Source organism: Nocardia neocaledoniensis (genome assembly GCF_003182135.1).
GTDB classification, from domain to species: domain Bacteria; phylum Actinomycetota; class Actinomycetes; order Mycobacteriales; family Mycobacteriaceae; genus Nocardia; species Nocardia neocaledoniensis.
On the sequence record NZ_QGTL01000004.1, the window covers coordinates 361,963 to 378,308 of the forward strand.

At 70.4% G+C, this 16,346-nt stretch carries 16 protein-coding genes; 9 read left to right on the top strand and 7 right to left on the bottom strand.

What is annotated here, in order from left to right:
* Positions 1–3 precede the first annotated feature (3 nt).
* Together DFR69_RS13645 and DFR69_RS13650 are read right to left on the bottom strand one after the other, a co-directional pair.
* Positions 4–174, bottom strand: coding sequence for a DUF2613 family protein (locus DFR69_RS13645; protein WP_110037884.1), 171 nt, complete (start codon positions 172–174; stop codon positions 4–6).
* Positions 175–203: 29 nt separating this feature from the next.
* Positions 204–983 carry an Rv1157c family protein gene (locus DFR69_RS13650; RefSeq protein ID WP_110037885.1) on the bottom strand — a complete coding sequence of 260 codons (780 nt, stop codon included), beginning with the start codon at positions 981–983 and terminating at the stop codon, positions 204–206.
* A gap of 84 nt (positions 984–1,067) precedes the next feature.
* Between DFR69_RS13650 and DFR69_RS13655 the strand changes: the two genes are divergently transcribed.
* Positions 1,068–1,679 carry a TetR/AcrR family transcriptional regulator gene (locus DFR69_RS13655; protein WP_110037886.1) on the top strand — a complete coding sequence of 204 codons (612 nt, stop codon included), beginning with the start codon at positions 1,068–1,070 and terminating at the stop codon, positions 1,677–1,679.
* 294 nt (positions 1,680–1,973) lie between these two features.
* Here DFR69_RS13655 and DFR69_RS13660 read toward each other — a convergent pair whose 3' ends face one another.
* Positions 1,974–3,848 (bottom strand): serine/threonine-protein kinase, encoded by a 1,875-nt coding sequence (locus DFR69_RS13660; RefSeq protein WP_110037887.1) that lies wholly within the window; start codon positions 3,846–3,848, stop codon positions 1,974–1,976.
* Positions 3,849–3,940: 92 nt separating this feature from the next.
* Entirely contained in the window at positions 3,941–6,970 is a 3,030-nt protein-coding gene (locus DFR69_RS13665) for an ATP-binding protein (protein ID WP_110037888.1), read from the bottom strand.
* 115 nt (positions 6,971–7,085) lie between these two features.
* Between DFR69_RS13665 and DFR69_RS13670 the strand changes: the two genes are divergently transcribed.
* Both DFR69_RS13670 and DFR69_RS13675 read left to right on the top strand, forming a co-directional pair.
* Positions 7,086–7,421, top strand: a complete 336-nt coding sequence (locus DFR69_RS13670; protein WP_110037889.1) for a hypothetical protein — start codon at positions 7,086–7,088, stop codon at positions 7,419–7,421.
* The gene (locus DFR69_RS13675) at positions 7,418–7,936 is read left to right on the top strand and encodes a YceI family protein (protein ID WP_110037890.1); all 519 of its coding nucleotides are present in this window, start codon (positions 7,418–7,420) and stop codon (positions 7,934–7,936) included. Before DFR69_RS13670 ends, DFR69_RS13675 begins: the two co-directional genes overlap by 4 nt.
* Here DFR69_RS13675 and DFR69_RS13680 read toward each other — a convergent pair.
* Positions 7,933–8,829, bottom strand: coding sequence for a hypothetical protein (locus DFR69_RS13680; protein WP_110037891.1), 897 nt, complete (start codon positions 8,827–8,829; stop codon positions 7,933–7,935). The genes DFR69_RS13675 and DFR69_RS13680 overlap by 4 nt on opposite strands.
* Complete coding sequence (locus tag DFR69_RS13685; RefSeq protein WP_244198238.1) at positions 8,826–9,698, bottom strand: 3-hydroxyacyl-CoA dehydrogenase family protein; 873 nt, start codon at positions 9,696–9,698, stop codon at positions 8,826–8,828. Before DFR69_RS13685 ends, DFR69_RS13680 begins: the two co-directional genes overlap by 4 nt.
* Positions 9,699–9,906: 208 nt before the next feature.
* Here DFR69_RS13685 and DFR69_RS13690 point away from each other — a divergent pair, with 208 nt between their 5' ends.
* The 6 genes from DFR69_RS13690 to DFR69_RS13715 all read left to right on the top strand — a co-directional run bounded on the left by DFR69_RS13690 (position 9,907) and on the right by DFR69_RS13715 (position 15,452).
* Positions 9,907–11,262 (top strand): DUF445 domain-containing protein, encoded by a 1,356-nt coding sequence (locus DFR69_RS13690; RefSeq protein ID WP_110037892.1) that lies wholly within the window; start codon positions 9,907–9,909, stop codon positions 11,260–11,262.
* A 104-nt stretch (positions 11,263–11,366) separates the two neighbouring features.
* Positions 11,367–12,158: a TIGR03084 family metal-binding protein gene (locus DFR69_RS13695; RefSeq protein ID WP_110037893.1), complete on the top strand. Its 792-nt coding sequence runs from the start codon at positions 11,367–11,369 to the stop codon at positions 12,156–12,158.
* Positions 12,159–12,492: 334 nt separating this feature from the next.
* Positions 12,493–13,176: a hypothetical protein gene (locus DFR69_RS13700; RefSeq protein WP_110037894.1), complete on the top strand. Its 684-nt coding sequence runs from the start codon at positions 12,493–12,495 to the stop codon at positions 13,174–13,176.
* Complete coding sequence (lhgO, locus tag DFR69_RS13705; RefSeq protein ID WP_110037895.1) at positions 13,173–14,378, top strand: L-2-hydroxyglutarate oxidase; 1,206 nt, start codon at positions 13,173–13,175, stop codon at positions 14,376–14,378. Before DFR69_RS13700 ends, lhgO begins: the two co-directional genes overlap by 4 nt.
* A 68-nt stretch (positions 14,379–14,446) precedes the next feature.
* Positions 14,447–14,920: an SRPBCC family protein gene (locus tag DFR69_RS13710; protein WP_110037896.1), complete on the top strand. Its 474-nt coding sequence runs from the start codon at positions 14,447–14,449 to the stop codon at positions 14,918–14,920.
* A gap of 10 nt (positions 14,921–14,930) precedes the next feature.
* Positions 14,931–15,452 carry a ribonuclease H family protein gene (locus DFR69_RS13715; RefSeq protein ID WP_110038277.1) on the top strand — a complete coding sequence of 174 codons (522 nt, stop codon included), beginning with the start codon at positions 14,931–14,933 and terminating at the stop codon, positions 15,450–15,452.
* Between the two features lie 84 nt (positions 15,453–15,536).
* Here the strand turns inward: DFR69_RS13715 and DFR69_RS13720 are convergent, their stop codons facing one another.
* Complete coding sequence (locus DFR69_RS13720; protein ID WP_110037897.1) at positions 15,537–16,313, bottom strand: hypothetical protein; 777 nt, start codon at positions 16,311–16,313, stop codon at positions 15,537–15,539.
* Positions 16,314–16,346 lie beyond the last annotated feature (33 nt).

Below are 16,346 nucleotides of genomic sequence, written 5' to 3' on the forward strand. Positions count from 1 at the left end.
TGCTCATCGGCTGCCGTACGTGACGTTGCCGAGCACCGAGGAACCCGGATCAGCCGTGGTCTCGGGGTCCGGGATCGAATTCTGTTGCGCGCCAGCGGTGATGCCGAGAACGGCAATCACCCCGATGATCGCGCCGGCCAGCCCACTGATCAGGCCGGGAACGGCAAACTTCATAACTCGAAACTCCAATGCGTGGCGTCGGATCAACCGACGGAGAAGAACCCGACGGTCGGGGCGAACGAGCAGGTGCGGACGTCACCGTCGGCGGTCTTGGTGGTGAGCCCACCGGTGATCACCGCGGCGACCCGGCCGGTGCCGGTGTCGGCGATGGCCGAGAGGGTGGCCGGACCGTCGGGGTTGATCGCGGCCTCGGTGGTGAGCGCCTGGGTGCCCGAGCGCCGGTTGTCCAGGTTGACCCACTGCACGGTCATCGGCGGGTTCTGCTCGGCGGTGGGGGTTTTGGTGCCGAGCGCGGTGAACACGAAACCGGTCTGGCCACTGGCCGGGCCGGGCGGCGGCAGCTCGGCCGGGCCGGGTACGGCCAGCGCGGTGCCGACGGAATCGGAGGTCGGGCCGATGCAGCCCTTGCCGATGGTCGGGTAGAGGAACTGCGCGATGCGCGGGCCGTCCGACGGCGGGAGCTCGGGGCCGCCGCCGCCACTGCCGTCGAGGAAGGTGATGACCTTCTCCAGCGTCGCCTTGACCTGCGCGGGAATGCCGGGGGTGGCCAGCAGGACGCGCGCCTGGGCCAGGATTCCGGCCTGCGCGCCGTCGGCGATGGGGCCGGGGGCGGAGATGGCGCTTACGATCGACGGTGCCAGCGCGGCCAGCGTCTCGGAGGGAACGTTCTCCGCGATCGCCGGAACGCTCGGCTGCGCCGCTGGTCGCGGGGCAGCCATGGTCGATGCCGGTGCGGCGAGTGAGGCACTCACCGCTAGTACGAGAGCGGACAAAGCGGTCCGCGAGCCTCGGGTGCGCAGCACTGGTCAGCCGTCCTTCTTTGTGGGGATGGGGTGGAGCAGTCCGGAACGGTAAGTGTGATCCGGGGTTTCAGATACATTGGAAAGGTGACTACAGCGGACAGACGGTATGGGGGTCGTACGGTCGTCGCGCGTAAAGCCGAACGGCGCCAGCGGTTCCTGGAAGCAGCGACGCGGATCTTCGCCGAACGCGGGTACGCCACATGCTCGCTCGCCGAGGTGTGCGCGGCGGCAGGCCTCTCCAAGCGGCAGTTCTACGAGGAGTTCGAGACCCGCGAGGACGTGCTCATCGCGGCCTACGACCGCATCCAGGACGACGCCGCCTCGGCGGTCGGGGCCGCGGTCGTCTTGCACTCCGATCCGGAGGACGCGTTCCGGGCCGGCCTGGCCGCGTACCTGGAATCGCTCGGCTCCGACCCGTGGCGCGCGCAGGTCGCGCTGATCGAGGTCGTCGGCGTGAGCGATCGGATGGAGGACCATCGCCGCTCGCGGCGGCACGCCTGGTCGGCGCTGATCTCGGCCGCGCTGGGCGCGAAGGGCGTGCGGTTGCGCGGGGACGCCGAACTCACGACGGGGCTCATCACCGGCGCGGTCAACGGCGTGGCGCACGAGTGGTTGCTGCGCGAATCGCGACCGCCGGTCGGCGAGCTGGTGGACCTGCTGGCCGCTGCCGCGCTCGCGCTCGTCGATCGGGACTGATTTCCGGACGATCGATGGGCGGGTGGCAACTTCACGCACTTGCCGCTTGCTCAACCCACTCCCTTTCCGGACATTGTGAGACCGGACGGCTTCACAGTGGGGGAGAGTCTGGCATAGTAGTGACCCAGATCGCAACGGCAGAAACCGTGCGATCGCCGTCACCTGGGGTGATGGATTGGTCAGGGGTCCAAACTGCTCGCGCTCGTAGTGAACCACCCCGGGCCGCGCACGGGAGGCGGTTCGGACTTTCGCGACCCGTCCCTCGGCTCGGCAATTCATCGGCAATCCCGCCGTTCAGCCCTTGCTGAGCACGCCGGCGATGGCGCCGCCGAGCAGTCCCGGGGTGCTGTAGTCGACGGTGCCGTCCGGCCGCAGGGTGACCGTGGACGACTTGCCGTCGTCGACACAGCCGCCCGCCCCGCTCTCGCCGGTGAGGCGCGCGCGGAAGGTCAGCCGCCCGGCGGTGGCCTCGGTCAGCGTCTCCGCCCGTGCGCAGCGGGCGCCCGAGATCGTGCCGGTATTGGCCGAGTTCGCGACCTCCTCGCCGACCGATCCGGCGCCGATGGTCAGCTCGATGGTGAAACTGGCGAGGCCGTCCGACGCCCGGCCCTTCCAGGTGCCGACGAATGCGGCGGGGACTGTGCCCGCCGCGTCGCCGGTGGGCGGTGACCCGGGGGAGTCGGTGGACGGCGGGGTCCCCGGTGACCGCACCTCGGTGTTCGACGGGGCGATCGTCAGACTGACGCCCGCGCGGGGATCGCGCAGCTGGGTGCCGATCAGATAGGCCCCCGCCGCCACCGCGACCACCACGACCAGCACGGCCGCTACCAGCAGGCCGCGGGTGCGCCGGGCTCCGCGCGGTTTACGGCCGGGCTGGTGGGGGCCGGGGGCAGTGCCTTCGGGGCGCCGATGAACAGTGGGGTCGACCACGGCCCAGCTCGGACCCGACCCACTGATGCCCGTGCCGGTCGACGCCCACGCGGGCCCGGTCGAGTTCGGCGCTGGTCCGGTCGCGGAGGTGGCGGGGCCACCGCCGGTCGAGGGGGATCCGCCTCTCGGCGACCAGGCGGGTCCGGTTGGGCCAGGCCCGGTCTGCGTCCCGGCGCGAACAGGTCCGCTGCCGCTGGGCACCGAGCCCGGACCTGTCGCGGCCGTCGGGTGTCCGCCGGTCGACGCCCACGCGGGGCCGGTCGAGTCAGGTGTGGGTCCCGGCGGCGGCGCATGCGATGCGGGTCCGGTCGACGCCGGCGCCGGGCCGCCGTCAACGGGGTGGCCGTCCGGTGCGGTATCGAGATCGAGGAGGCGGACCGCGCGGGTGCCGATCTCCTCGACGAGGGCCGGTGGCAACCATCCGGTTCGCCCGGTATCGCCCAGGCGGGTGAGTTCGGTGAGGACCTGCGCGGGGGCTGGGCGGGCGGCAGGGTCCTTGACGAGACAGGACGCGACGAGCGGGCGCAGGCGCTCGGGGAGCGCATCGATGCGGGGCTCCTCGTACATGATCCGCCAGAGCATCTGCACGAGTTCCGCGGTGCCGAACGGGCCGTGGCCGGTGGCGGCGAAGGCGAGCACGCCGCCGAGGGCGAAGACATCGCAGGCGGGGCCGAGCGGTTCGCCGCTCACCTGCTCCGGACACATGAAACCCGGTGAACCGATGACCTTTCCGGTGGTGGTGAGGGCGGTGTCCTCGGTGGCGCGGGCGATGCCGAAATCGATCACCTTGGGCCCGTCGACCGCGAGCAGCACATTCGACGGCTTCAGATCGCGATGCACCACGCCGGCGCCGTGAATCGCGACCAGCGCCTCGGCCAGGCCGTGACCGAGCGCGAGCAGGGCGGGTTCGCCGAAGGGGCCGAACCGGCTCACCGCGTCCGAGAGCGGAAGCCCGGCTACGAAACCGGTGGCCAGCCACGGCGGATCGGCGTCGACATCGGCATCCAGCACCGGTGCCGTGAACGCCCCACCGACCCGGCGCGCGGCCGCGACCTCACGCCGGAACCTGGCCCGCAGCTCGGGATCGCCGAGGAGATCGGGGCGGATCACCTTCACCGCGACGGTGCGGCCGCCGCCGGTCCGGCCCAGATACACCTTTCCCATGCCGCCCGCGCCGAGCACGCCGAGCAGTCGGTACGCCCCGATCTGCCGTGGATCGTCCGTGCCGAGCGGTTGCATTGCCTGTGAATCCTTCGATCAGCCGAGCGCGGCGGCCCGGGGTTCGCCCGGTCACTGTAACCCCGATGCCCGACCACGGCCGGGGCCGCGAGCTAGCGCGCTCCCCGGACAATCTCCAGGCGATTGGTGATGCCGAGCTTGGCGAGGATGTTGCGGACGTGGGTCTCGACCGTGCGCTCGGAAAGGACGAGGCGGGTGGCGATTTCGCGGTTGGTCAGGCCGGTGGCGACGAGGTCGGCGATCTCGCGCTCCCTGCGGGTGAGGGGATCGGTGGTGCGGGCGGCCGCGGCGATCTCGGTCAGCAGGGCGTCGGCAGTGGCCAGGCGGTGGGTCATGCCGAGGCGGCGGAAACCGGCGGCGGCCCGCTCGGCGTGCTCGCGCGCGGCGGGCAGCTCGGTGCGGGCCAGCAGGGTGCGGCCCAGGCCGAGGTGGCCGAGGGCGACGAAGGGCAGCGCGCCGATCCTGGTGTCCATGACCAGGCCCTGCCGGTACAGCTCGACCGCGGCGTCGAGGTGGCCCGCGACCCGGGCGTTGTCGGCACGCACGCGGGCCAGCGAGCTCACACAGATGAGGGCGCCGGTGCCGTCGGCCGAGTAATACGGCTCCTGACCCGCTTGAGCGCGGTAGACGCGGTCGGCGGTCTCGGCATCGTCGAGCAGCTGCGCGATCAGGCCGACCGAGAACACGGTGCCGGACCAGCGCGGACCGCGCTCGAGGGTGTCGGGCAGATCGCGGAAGGGCTCGAATCGGGCGCGGGCCTCGTCGAGGTCACCGGCCAGGGCGAGCATCATCGGCGTGAAGAGTTGAGCGATGGGGATTTTCGGGGCGAAGGCCAGTGCCTCGACGGCGGCGGTCATCTCGCTCCGGTCGACCTCGCCGAGGATCGCCGCGTACATCCCACGAAAGGCATGGTGTAGCCCGGCCAGGGAGAAATCGCCGATGCCCAGCGCCAATTCATGGGCGGCGCCGTCGAATTCGAGCCCCGCGGCGAACTCGCCGACCAGCACCGACCTGGTGGCGCGCAGCCGGAGCAGGTGCCAGCGCGCGATCGGCAGGCGGCGGCGTTCGGCGAGCAGCGCGATGCGGTCGAGCGCGTCGTCGAAGGCGGTGAGGTCGCCGCGTTGCAGGCTCGCGTCGGCTGTCCACACGTGTCCCCAGAGTTGGGCCAGCGGCTGCTCGGCGTCGACCGCGATCTCGATCGCCCTGGCCGCCAGAGCGGTTCGCTCCTCGAGGAACTCGGTCGAGGCCAGCGAGAGGTGTCTGGCGTGGATGGCGTCGAGCACCACGTCGGGGTCGGTGGACCGGCCCGCGGCGCGCATGGCCCGCTCCGACAGGGCCCGCGCCTCGGCGCCCGCGCCGCGATCGGCCGCCGACAGCGCCACCCTGGCCAGGATGCGCGCGATGAGATCATCGTGCTGCCCCGGTTCGAGTCGCCGCAGCGCGGCTGCGCAGAGTTGATCGAGCCGCGTCATGACCGTGGGCGTGGTGACGCCGTGCACCACCAGCGCGGCCCTGGCGAGCAGATCGGGTCTGCCTGACTGTTCGGCGAGTGCCGCGGCCCGCTCACAGTGGTCGAGACTGTCGGCGATGTGGCCGGCGGCGAACTCGTCGCCGGCGAGCTCGATGAGGAGTTCGCCCTGCTCCGGTTCGGGCGCGGAGTCACCCACCGACTCGAGCGCCCACTGCCCGAAGCGGATCGCCTCGGGATAGGCGGCTGCGGTGCGCGCGGCACGGGCCGCCCTCCTGGCCCAGTGCGCGGCGTCGGGCGCGGACAAGTCGGCGTTTCGCCAGTGTGTCGCGATGGCGCCCGCGATCGCGGAATCAGGGCCGCCGCGTTCGTCCAAGACCCGCGCGGCCGCGAGGTGCAGGGCGCGGCGGCGTGCGGGTCCGAGGTCGGCGTACACCGCGTCGCGCACCAGTGCGTGCGTGAACGCTGTTGTCCCGTCGGTGAATCGGCGCACGATCCCCGCGGATTCAGCGGCGTCGATGGCTGCGGACACGACACCCTCGCCGGCCCGATCGCCCGCGCGCCGACCATCCTCGCCGTGTCGGCGCCCGATGCGACGCGAGTCGGCAGCGTCCGAAGCCGCGCCGCCGGGCGCCGGATCACGCGCCGACCGACGCTCGTCCGCGGCGTTCGAGGCCGCACCGCCGGGTACCGGATCACGCGCAGGCCGACGCTCGTCGTCGGCACTGCGGCTCAGGCCGTCGACCGTAAAGGCAAGCGGCCCCGGTTCGGGCAAAGCACTTGCGGCCTCGCGTTTTTCGCTGGAGACCTGCTCTGCTACGCCGACCAGCAACGCGAGATCTATGCGTTCGCCGAGCACGCTCGCGGCGCCGAGCACCTCGACCACCGCCGGGGCGAGCCGATCGAGCCGAGCCAGCACCAATCTGCGCACACCGGGCACGGCGAGTACGGCCTCGGCATCGCAACCGCGTTCGGCCACACCGGATTCCACGATCAGCCGGACCAGCAGCGGGTTCCCCTCGGTACGTTCGCGCAGACCGGCGGCGAGATCGATGGGCAGACCGAGCTGTTCGAGCCAGTATCGAACCTCGGGCGCGGTGAGCCCCGGCACCGACAGTGCTCGCGCATGAGGCACGCGCAACCACTCGGCCTGCTGATCGAGCAGCGGCTCCTCCGCCGGCTCCCGTGCGGTACCGACGATGAGCAGTGCGGCCCGCGGCGTCTGGGTGACCACGTGGGTGAGCAGCGCGAGCGAGGTGGGGTCGGCCCAGTGCAGATCCTCGAGGACGAGCAGCAGCCCTGGCTCGGCCGCCAGCACGTCGGCGACCTCGGTGAACATCCGGAAACGCTGCGCGGCCGCGCCACCGCCCGGCTCGGTGACGGTGTCGAGCGCGGCGGCCAGCTCCGGCAGCTCGCGGGCGGCGCGGCGCCACGGCCACAGCGGCGGCATCCCCGCGTCGTCGAGCGCGTTGCCCCGCGCGACCCGCAGGCCCGCCTCCGCGGCGAGTTCTACCGCGCGTTCGGCCAGCCACGACTTACCGATCCCGGCGGGACCACTGATCAGCACGAAGCGGCTCGCGCCGCCCGCGGCGGACAGCACGGCCGCGCGCAGCAGCGCGATCTCCTGATGCCGCCCGACCGCCGGAGTCTGCACCTGCCAAGTATCGCGCGAAGTTCAGTACCGCGAATGCGTACTGGCACTGATCCGGCGCGGCGTCGCTGCGGCGAGGCTGGAAGCACCGAATTCCCGAGGTCAGGAGCTGAAAATCATGTACGCACACCTTGTCTGGTTCGACCGGCCACGCACCGAGGCCGAGCTGGCCGCCGCCGACTTCGCGGCGACCCACCGCATCGCTCCCGCGCTGGCCACCGTGCCGGGACTGGTCGACTACTACGAACTGCGCCGCGACGACGGGTCCGGCGTGGTGATCGGTTTCGGCGAGACCGAGGCGGCGCTGCACGCGGTGCGCGACGCGATCCTCGCCACCGAGCTGCTGCCGGGCGAGGACCCGGAGCTGCTGCCCGGCCCGGACCGGGTCGAGATCTATCCGGTGCTGCGCCACCGCGACACCGCCGACATCTACGCCGAAGGGACACGGTCATGAACTGGATCATGCTGGGCGAGCGCCGCTGCGTGCGCTGGGCGGCCGCACCGCAGGACAGCACCGCGCACTTCCGGGTCGGGCACTTCGGGCACACCGTGGGCGGCTCGATCCCGGTGCTCGACGGCAGGCTCACGCTCGGCCCGGACGGGCAACCCGCGACCGTCAGCGGCGCCGTCGACCTCGCCGCGATCGACACCGGCAACGCCCGGCGCGACCGTGACCTGCGCAAACCACGCCTGCTCGACCTCGACCGGCACCCGGTGATGAGCTTCGTCGCCGACGACATCACCGGCACCGACGGCGAATGGCGGGTCGCCGGGGTCGCCACCGTGCGGGGGCGCGACGTGCCGTTGGTCTTCACCGTCACCAAGTTCGCCCTCGGCACCGACACCGTGACGGTGAGCGCTGAGGCCGTGCTCGACCGCCGCCTGCTCGGGCTGCGGGCGCCGGAGTTCCTGATCGGGCGCTGCGTGACGATCGCGCTGCACGTGGTGCTGCGCGCGCAGACGCCCTAGAGGTCGGCCAGCGCGAGGCCGGTCAGCGGATTGCCGATCCGGACCAGTTCGGTATCGGTGCCGCGCCCGACGTCGACGAACCGGATCGAGCCACCGAGATCGCTCACATAGAAGGCACTGCCGAGGCCGGCCAGCCCGATGGCCTCGCGATAGCCGGTCGAGAGCACCTTCGGCGTGCCGACCTCGGGCTGCACCGTGGCGGCGTAGAGCGCGTTGCCGTGCGGGCCGGCGCCGCGGTCGGTCCAGACCAGGTGGCTCGCGCCGTGCAATTCCAGGTCGATCGGTTCCGGCAGGTCCTGCCACAGCAGCTCGAGATCGGTGCGGTCGGCGGCGCCCGCACCGTCCGGGAGGTCGATCGGGGCGCGGAAGATCCGGCCGTCGCCCGCCTTGGCCGCGCCCTTCTGCGTCCAATAGACCAGGCGGCGATCCATGTCCAGGCAGATCCCGACGCACCAGTTCCGCGGCACCCGCGCGTCCGCCTCGCTCCGGCCGGTGACCACGATCGGGCGCAGGTCCCCGCCGTCGAGATCGCAGCTGAGCACCGCCATGCCCTCGCGGTCGCACCAGTACAGCCTGCCCGATTCGAAGTCGGCGGTGAGCTGCTTGCCGGTGGTGAACGCGCCGACCGGCACGATCCTGGTGCGATTGCCGCCGTCGAGGTCGACCCGCTCGATCGAACCGTTGCGGGTGAAGAACTCCGGTTCGGTGCCAGGCGCGGCGCCGGGATCGGGCCTGCCCATGTTGGTCCAGTAGATGTGGCCGCGCAGCTGGTCGACCACCACGCCGTCGGGGAACTCGTCCAGGTCCTCGACGACGGTGCGCAGCGCGCCCGTGCCGAGCGAGACCGCGTGCATCGCACGGGCTTTCAGGTCCAGCGCCAGCAGCTCGGTCATCGGTTCGGCTTCGGGTAGTCGTCGTAGAAGCCGACGCCCGTCTTCACGCCGAGCTTGCCCGCGTCCACATAGCGGTGCAGGAGTTCGCGCGGGCCCGCGGGCAGATTCGGGTTCTCCTTCGCGTAGTGGTCCTCGATATCGAGGACGACGTCGAGGCCGACCTGGTCCATCATCCGGAACGGCCCGGCCTGCGTGCCGAAATTGCGCGCGAACATCTCGTCGACGTCTTTCGGGACCGAAACGCCTTCGTAGACGACCTCGAGCGCCTCGCGTTTGATCGCCGCCCAGATGCGATTGAAGATGAAGCCGGTGCTCTCCTTGCGGACCAGGAACGGATGTAATCCGTAGTCCGGGAACGTCTTCAGCACGAATTCCAGTATCTCGGGCGAGGTCACGCCGTCGGACATCACATCGAGCACGGTCGAACCGGGCGGCATGTAGAAATGCGTGTTGAGCATCCGGTCGGCCGTCGCCAATCCCTCGGTGAACAACCGGCTGGCGTACGACGAGGAATTCGACGCCAGAATCGCGTCGGCGTCGGCGTCGCCCTCGAGCTGGGCGAAGATCTTCTTCTTCAGCTCCAGCACCTCCGGCACGGCCTCGACCACCAGCCAGGCGCCTGCCACCGCGGCGGCCTGCTCCGGTACGTACTCGACCGTGCCCGGCGAGCCGCCCGGCACCTTCGCGGCCACGTCGGAGAGCTGCTCCTCGACGAAGGCGACCGCGGCGGCGCCCTGTTCCGCCCCCGGATCGGTGATGCGCACGAGCCCGCCCCTGGTGGCGAACATCAGCGCGATACGTCTGCCCAGGGTGCCCGCCCCGACGACGGCGACCGGACGATCGAGATGATTGCGCGGAACACTGCTCACGACGACTCCCTCTGCGTGCGACGGCGGCAAGAACGGGTGACGCGGATTTTCGGTTCGATCAGCACCCCCAGCCTATCGCCGCGGCGGGCGCGCGACCGCCCGCGACAGACGCTCGATCCGTTGACACCCCGTCGCGACCGGTCAGAATGTGATTGCCTTATCCTCACGTTCTTCACGTTTTCGCGCGTCAGCACTAGGGGGCTCCTCGATGACCACACTGGCCTCCGGACTCTTCATCGACTGGGAAGAGCTGACGGGGCAGTCGAAGTTCGTCGTCGAGCTGATCAGTTTTCCGATCTTCGCCGCATTGGCCGGCTGGCTCACCAACTGGACCGGCGTGCTCATGCTGTTCTGGCCGATCCAGTTCAAGGGCTTCCGCGTGCCGGGGCTGCACGTGCTCTACCCGTACCTGCCGCGTCGGGTTCAGGTGCTGCCCACCTTCTCCGGTGACGGGCGCAGGCTCGGCTTCCAGGGCTTCATCCCGGCCCGCTCCGAGAAGATGGCCAGCATCTGCGTGGACAAGGCGCTGATGCGCATCGGCAGTCCCCGCGACTTCATCCACGAACTCGACCTGGACGGGATCGGCGACTATCTCGCCGAACGCGCCCGCGACCAGGTGCAACCGATCGTCGACGAGATCATGTACCGGGAGAACCCCGACCTGTGGCGGTCGCTGCCCCGGCCGGTGAAGCAGGCCGTGTACCAGCGCGTCGACCGACAGCTACCCGCGCTGTGCAGGCGCGCGTTCACCAGCCTCGGCGACAACATCGACCAGCTGCTCGACGTGAAGAACTTCGTCATCCGGTACCTGGAGAAGAATCCGTCGATCCTCAAGGACCTGACCACGACCATCGCGGCGCCGGAACTGAAGTTCATGGTCCGGATCGGCCTGCTCGGCGCGCCGTTCGGTCTCGCGCTGGCGCTGTACCTGCACGTTCACCCGCAGATCCCGTACTGGGGCCTGGTGCCCGCGTGGGTGATCGTGCTGCTGGCCTCGGCGGCGATCGGCGTGATCGTGAACGTGATCGCGATCAAGATGGTGTTCGAGCCGGGCGATCCGCAGCCGCGCTACAAGTACCTGTGGCGCCAGGCGCTGCTGGCCAAGCGGCAGCCGCAGGCGGCGACCGACCTCGCCCACATCCTGGCCTACCAGGTGCTGACCGTGGAGAACCTGTCGAACGAGCTGCTCGCGGGCCCGAACGGGGACAAGACCAAGCAGCTCATCGAGCGGGTGGTGGCCGAGGAGATCCGCGAGCAGCTCGGGCCGACGGCCTTCATGGTCCGCGCCGCGATCGGGCGCAAGGGCTACGACAACCTGGCCCTCGCGGGCGCGGGCGCGGGCCTGAGCCTGGCGCCCGGCATGGTCGACGACGAGAAGTTCGTGCTCGAGCAGGCGAAGAAGATCGACGCCTTCGCCGGCCGCAAGCTGCAGAAACTGACGCCGGGCGAGTTCATGGAGATGTTCTACGCCTCGGTGGAACAGGACGCGTGGCTGCTCTACCTGCACGGCGGCGTGCTCGGCCTCGGCGTCGGCGCGATCCACCTGATCACCTTCGGTTGGTAGCCCACGAATAACAAGCACGCGTGCTTGCATTTTTCTCGGCCCGCTGAGATTCTTGGTGGCGAGGCGCGCCGGACCTGACCGCGCCATGATCGGCAAGGGAACAGATGGCTGACCTCGCACCGTTGCTCGACGACTTCGCCGCCGAATGCGCGGACCTGGAACACCTCGTCGCGCCGCTGACCGCCGAGCAGTGGCGCACCGCCACCCCGGCGCCCGGCTGGGACATCACCACCCAGATCGCCCACCTGACCTGGACCGACGAGGTGTCGGTGATCGCCGCCACCGACGGGGAGACCTTCACGAAGCTGCTCACCGAGGCGGCGCCGAAGATGTTCACCTTCGTCGACGAGGCCGCCGAGGAAGTGGCCAAGACCCCGCCCGCCGAGCTGCTCGAGCGCTGGCGGACCGGCCGCGCCGCGCTGATCGCCGCGCTGGCCGCCGTGCCCGCGGGCACCAAACTGCCGTGGTTCGGCCCGCCGATGAGCCCGGCGTCGATGATCTCGGCGCGCATCATGGAGACGTGGGCGCACGGTCAGGACGTGGCCGACGCGCTCGGCGTCGACCGCACGCCCACCGCACGGTTGCGCACCGTCGCCCACATCAGCGTCCGCACCAGGAACTTCGCCTACACCGTGCACGGGGAGTCCGGGCCGAGCGAGGAATTCCGGGTGGAGCTGACCGCACCCGACGGCAGCCTGTGGACCTGGGGCCCCGAGGACGCGAAGCAGCGCGTCACCGGCCCGGCTCTCGACTTCTGCCTGGTCACCACCCAGCGCCGCCATCGCGACGACACCGCACTGGCCACCGAGGGCCCCGACGCCGAGCACTGGCTCACCATCGCCCAGGCCTTCGCGGGCCCGCCCGGCGAGGGCCGGGCGGCGGGCCAGTTCGCCTGATCGGCGGAAGGTACAGGCGAGCGCCAGTCTCTGAGCGCCATTCGTGCCGACTGCCCCGGACTTCGTTGGCCGGGGGCTGACCTCCGTGGCAGTCGCGAATGACGCTCGCCTGCTCTGATGGGTTACCCATCGAGTGATGTGAGAAACAACGGCGGCCGCGCGGGACCGTGCTGACCAGGCCCTATAGGTCGCCCGTCCAGGTGTGTGCCTGATCACATCCATGGAGAGTGCTAACTCTAGCTAGCACCCCGTACCGTGGAAATCAACGCGTGGCTTTCAACGATGCGGGCCCCGTCCCTCGGGTACACCCACAGGCACAGGAAGGACCCGCATCATGACCGCACATCGACCTGCGCAGATCGCGCGTCTGTCCGCCACCGTCGTCGCCGGCGCGGCCAGTCTCTGCCTGACCGTCGCCGCGGGCGCCTACATCGTCAACAACATGCCCGAGCTCGCCCCCGCGCCCACCCGCGAACACGCGGAACCCGGATCGGCGCCCGCGCCGGGAGGGCATCAGCCCACCCTCGCCGAGGGCGGATCGCCGCGGTTCACCAGCGATTTCGTCCAGCTGGCCGTGTTCACCGAGCGAGCGCCCTCCGCGCCGGTCCCGACCCCGGTGACGACCCAGCGCTCCACCACCGCCGCGGCGCCGAATGATTCGACCCTGGCCGGGCGGCTGCGCATCGGCACCACCTACGTCGGCGCGCAGGTCGCGCCCGCGCGCACCGACACGATCTCGTTCACCGTCGACACCAACGTGGTGACCATCGCCTCGAAATACCTTGGCGTGACGGCCGATCCGGCGGGGGTCACCGCGCTGCGCACCGAACTCGACACGCGACGCGGCGAATTGATGTTCGTGCTGTCCGACCCGGCGCTGGGCAGCCACACGCTGCGCGTCGAACGGATCCAGAAGCCGGGCACCGCGCCCGCCGACCAGACGACGGCCGCGGCGGAACCGGCCGACGAGCAGGCCGAGGCACCGGCCGACGAGGCGCCGACTACCGTCGGCGTGTGAGTTCTGGCGGCACCGGCGACGGTGTGTACGACTTCTGCGTGCTCGGCGGCGGCATCGTCGGCGTGGCGACCGCACACCGTATGCTGACGAAGTTCCCCGGCGCGAGTTTGGCGCTGGTCGAGAAGGAATCGGCCCTCGCCGCCCATCAGACCGGACACAACAGCGGCGTCATCCACTCGGGCATCTACTACCCGCCCGACAGCCTCAAGGCGCGATTGTGCCGGGCGGGCGCGGCCTGGAATAAGGAATTCGCCGCCGCCAACGACATTCCGTTCCGCGAATGCGGAAAACTGCTGGTGGCCACAGACTCCGCCGAGCTGGCGCGGATGCGCGACCTCTACGAGCGCTCGATCACCAACGGCGTCGATGTCGAGGCCATCGACGCCGCCGAGCTGGCGCGGCGCGAACCGAGGATCACCGGTGTCGGCGCGCTGTTCGTGCCCAGCACCGGCATCATCGACTACCCGAAGGTCGCGACAGCGCTGGCCGATCAGGTCGTGGCCATGGGCGGGCGGGTCCTGCTCGACACCCCGATCGAGGCGATCGGCGAAACCGACGCCACCGTCACGATTTCCGGCCCGGCGACCTCGATCACGACGCGCACGCTCGTGGTCTGCGCGGGCCTACAGGCCGACCGGATGGCGCGGAAAGCGGGAATCCGCACCGACTTCCGCATCGTCCCGTTCCGCGGCGAGTACTACCGACTGCCCGCCGCGCGGGCCGACCTGGTCCGCACGCTGATCTACCCGGTACCCGATCCGGCGCTGCCGTTCCTCGGCGTGCACCTGAGCCCGACCATCGACGGTGAGCTGACCGTCGGGCCGAACGCGGTGCTCGGCCTCGCGCGCGAGGGCTACGCCAAGGGCAGCGTCAGCGCCCGCGACGCCGTCGACGTGCTGGGTTTCCCCGGCTTCCACCGGGTCGCGCGCGCCCATGTTCGCACCGGGGCGCGCGAGCTGCGCAATTCGCTGTTCAAGCGCGGTTACCTGGCCGAATGCCGCAAGTACTGCCCGGAGCTCACCGTCGCCGACCTGCTGCCGCATCGGGCCGGGATCCGCGCCCAGGCGGTGCTGCGCGACGGGAGTCTGGTGCACGATTTCCTGATCGAGCGCACCCCGCGGTCGATCCACGTGCTCAACGCGCCGTCACCGGCGGCCACCTCGGCCATGCCCATCGCGGAATACCTCGTCGACCAGCTCTGATCCGGAAAGCGGGAAATAAAGAGGATAGTTGTAGTACTTTTGTGCCCATCCGTGATCAGGGAGGGCCGATGGACCACATCAGGTATGCGTGCGACGTCGGCGCACCCGTCGACGTCGCCTTCGCCTACGCCGAGAACTTCCGGTTCGTTCCGCATTGGATGACCGGCGTCAGCGCCATCGAACCCGTCGGTGATCCCGATCGCGGCCTCGGTGCCGCGTTCGCGATGAAAGTCCGTCTCCTCGGGGCGATTCCGGTCCGATCCAGCTGTGAGATCACCGAATACCGGCGTAACGCGGTGATCGGGTATACCCTGCGTGGGCGGGTATACGGAACCGTGACCCTGCGGTTCGATCCGCTCGGCTACGAACGGTCGGTGCTGACCTCCGAAGCCGACTATCCACCACCACGCGGTGTGTTCGGCCGCCTGTGCCACGGCCTCGTCGACGCGGTCGCGAGATCGGCACTGCGCCGGACGGAGTCGCGGTTGCGAAGGGAGATAGAGGCATTCCACGGTACCGATCTTGTCGGCCGCATCGCCTAGGGTGGCGGTCATGATCATCGTGAGCACCGACGGGTCCTGCCTGCGTAATCCCGGTGGTGCCATCGGCTGGGCCTGGGTGAACCACCAGGGACCGGCCGCCAGCGGGGGAGCGGTCACCGGAACGAACCAGATCGCCGAGCTACGCGCGGTACTGGAAGCCATCCTCGCCCATCCCGGCGCCGAGCCGATGCTCATCGAGAGCGATTCGCTCTACGCCATCAAGTGCGCGTCCGAGTGGATCACCAGCTGGCGACGCAACGGCTGGCGCACCTCCACCGGCGGCGCCGTGAAGAACGTCGAGATCATCAAGCAGATCGACCGCGCCATCACCACCCGCGAGGGCCCGGTGCGCTTCCGCTGGGTGCGCGGACACGTGGGCAACTACTTCAACGAACAGGCCGACACCCTGGCCGGCGCGGCCGCGCGCGAAGCCGCCGCCCGCCCGCCCGCGGTGCCGGAAACCCCCAGACCGCGGACCTCAGGGAAGCCGGTCGAGCCGGCCGCACCGTCGGCAACACTCACCCTGTTCTGACGGGCAGGCACGACCGGGACGGTCCGCACGAAAAACGCCTCCGGCGGGCAGCGCGCAGCTACCGCCGGAGGCGTTTCGGATCGATCAGTTGCCGGGCGCCGGAGCGGGCGCCGGGGCCTCCTGCGTGGGGGCGGGCTGACCGCCCGGCACCGCGCCGGCGCCGGCGCCGGCCTGGCCCCCGCTACCGTTCTTGAGCAGCGGCGAATCCAGCTTGCTGACCAGCCACTTGTCGCCGGACTTCTCGAGGGTCATCTCGATGGCGAACATCATCCGGTCGGGTTCGGTCTGGGTGAAGTTGGTCCGGTACTGGGTCATGGTGACCATCGACTTCACGTCCTCGGTGCTGCCCGAGACGTAAGCGCACTGCACGTCCTCACCGCGGGACTTCACCTGCGCCTGCACCATCGCGCCCTTGAGCGCCTCGCTGGCGTCGCTGAACTCCTTGAGGTAGTCGCCGGTGGCGCCCGCCTTCATCTGCTCGATGTAGCCGTCGAGGTTCTGCGAGTAGTCGTAGTTGGCGAGGATGTTGCCGTAGTCGCAGGCCGCCTTGGTCGACTCCGCGATGGCGTCGAGCTTGTCGGCCTTGTCGTTGCTCTGCAGGAAGAACACCACGGCCGCGGTGGCCGCGCCGAGCGCGACCACACCGGCGACACCAGCGGCGATCCAGCCCGTCGAGCTCGATTTCCCGGTCGGCGCGGCCGCAGTGGCCGCCGGCGCCTCGGACACGGTGGCCGCTTTCACGGTCGCCGCGTCGTCCTCCGGAGTCGCCGCCGCGCCCTTGACGGTCGGGGCGGACTTGGCAAGGTCGGGCTTGTCCGCCGTGGCATCGTCCTTCTTGCTCTCGGCGTCGTCGCTGGTCATCGAATCAATCCTGCTCTTTCCCGGCACACGTAT

Coding starts and splice junctions, on each gene's coding strand:
- DFR69_RS13660 (WP_110037887.1), bottom strand. CDS start 3,848: ATGCAACCGCTCGGCACGGACGATCCACGGCAGATCGGGGCGTACCGA.
- DFR69_RS13680 (WP_110037891.1), bottom strand. CDS start 8,829: ATGACCGAGCTGCTGGCGCTGGACCTGAAAGCCCGTGCGATGCACGCG.
- DFR69_RS13670 (WP_110037889.1), top strand. CDS start 7,086: ATGTACGCACACCTTGTCTGGTTCGACCGGCCACGCACCGAGGCCGAG.
- DFR69_RS13700 (WP_110037894.1), top strand. CDS start 12,493: ATGACCGCACATCGACCTGCGCAGATCGCGCGTCTGTCCGCCACCGTC.
- DFR69_RS13710 (WP_110037896.1), top strand. CDS start 14,447: ATGGACCACATCAGGTATGCGTGCGACGTCGGCGCACCCGTCGACGTC.
- DFR69_RS13675 (WP_110037890.1), top strand. CDS start 7,418: ATGAACTGGATCATGCTGGGCGAGCGCCGCTGCGTGCGCTGGGCGGCC.
- DFR69_RS13645 (WP_110037884.1), bottom strand. CDS start 174: ATGAAGTTTGCCGTTCCCGGCCTGATCAGTGGGCTGGCCGGCGCGATC.
- DFR69_RS13715 (WP_110038277.1), top strand. CDS start 14,931: ATGATCATCGTGAGCACCGACGGGTCCTGCCTGCGTAATCCCGGTGGT.
- DFR69_RS13695 (WP_110037893.1), top strand. CDS start 11,367: ATGGCTGACCTCGCACCGTTGCTCGACGACTTCGCCGCCGAATGCGCG.
- DFR69_RS13720 (WP_110037897.1), bottom strand. CDS start 16,313: ATGACCAGCGACGACGCCGAGAGCAAGAAGGACGATGCCACGGCGGAC.
- DFR69_RS13690 (WP_110037892.1), top strand. CDS start 9,907: ATGACCACACTGGCCTCCGGACTCTTCATCGACTGGGAAGAGCTGACG.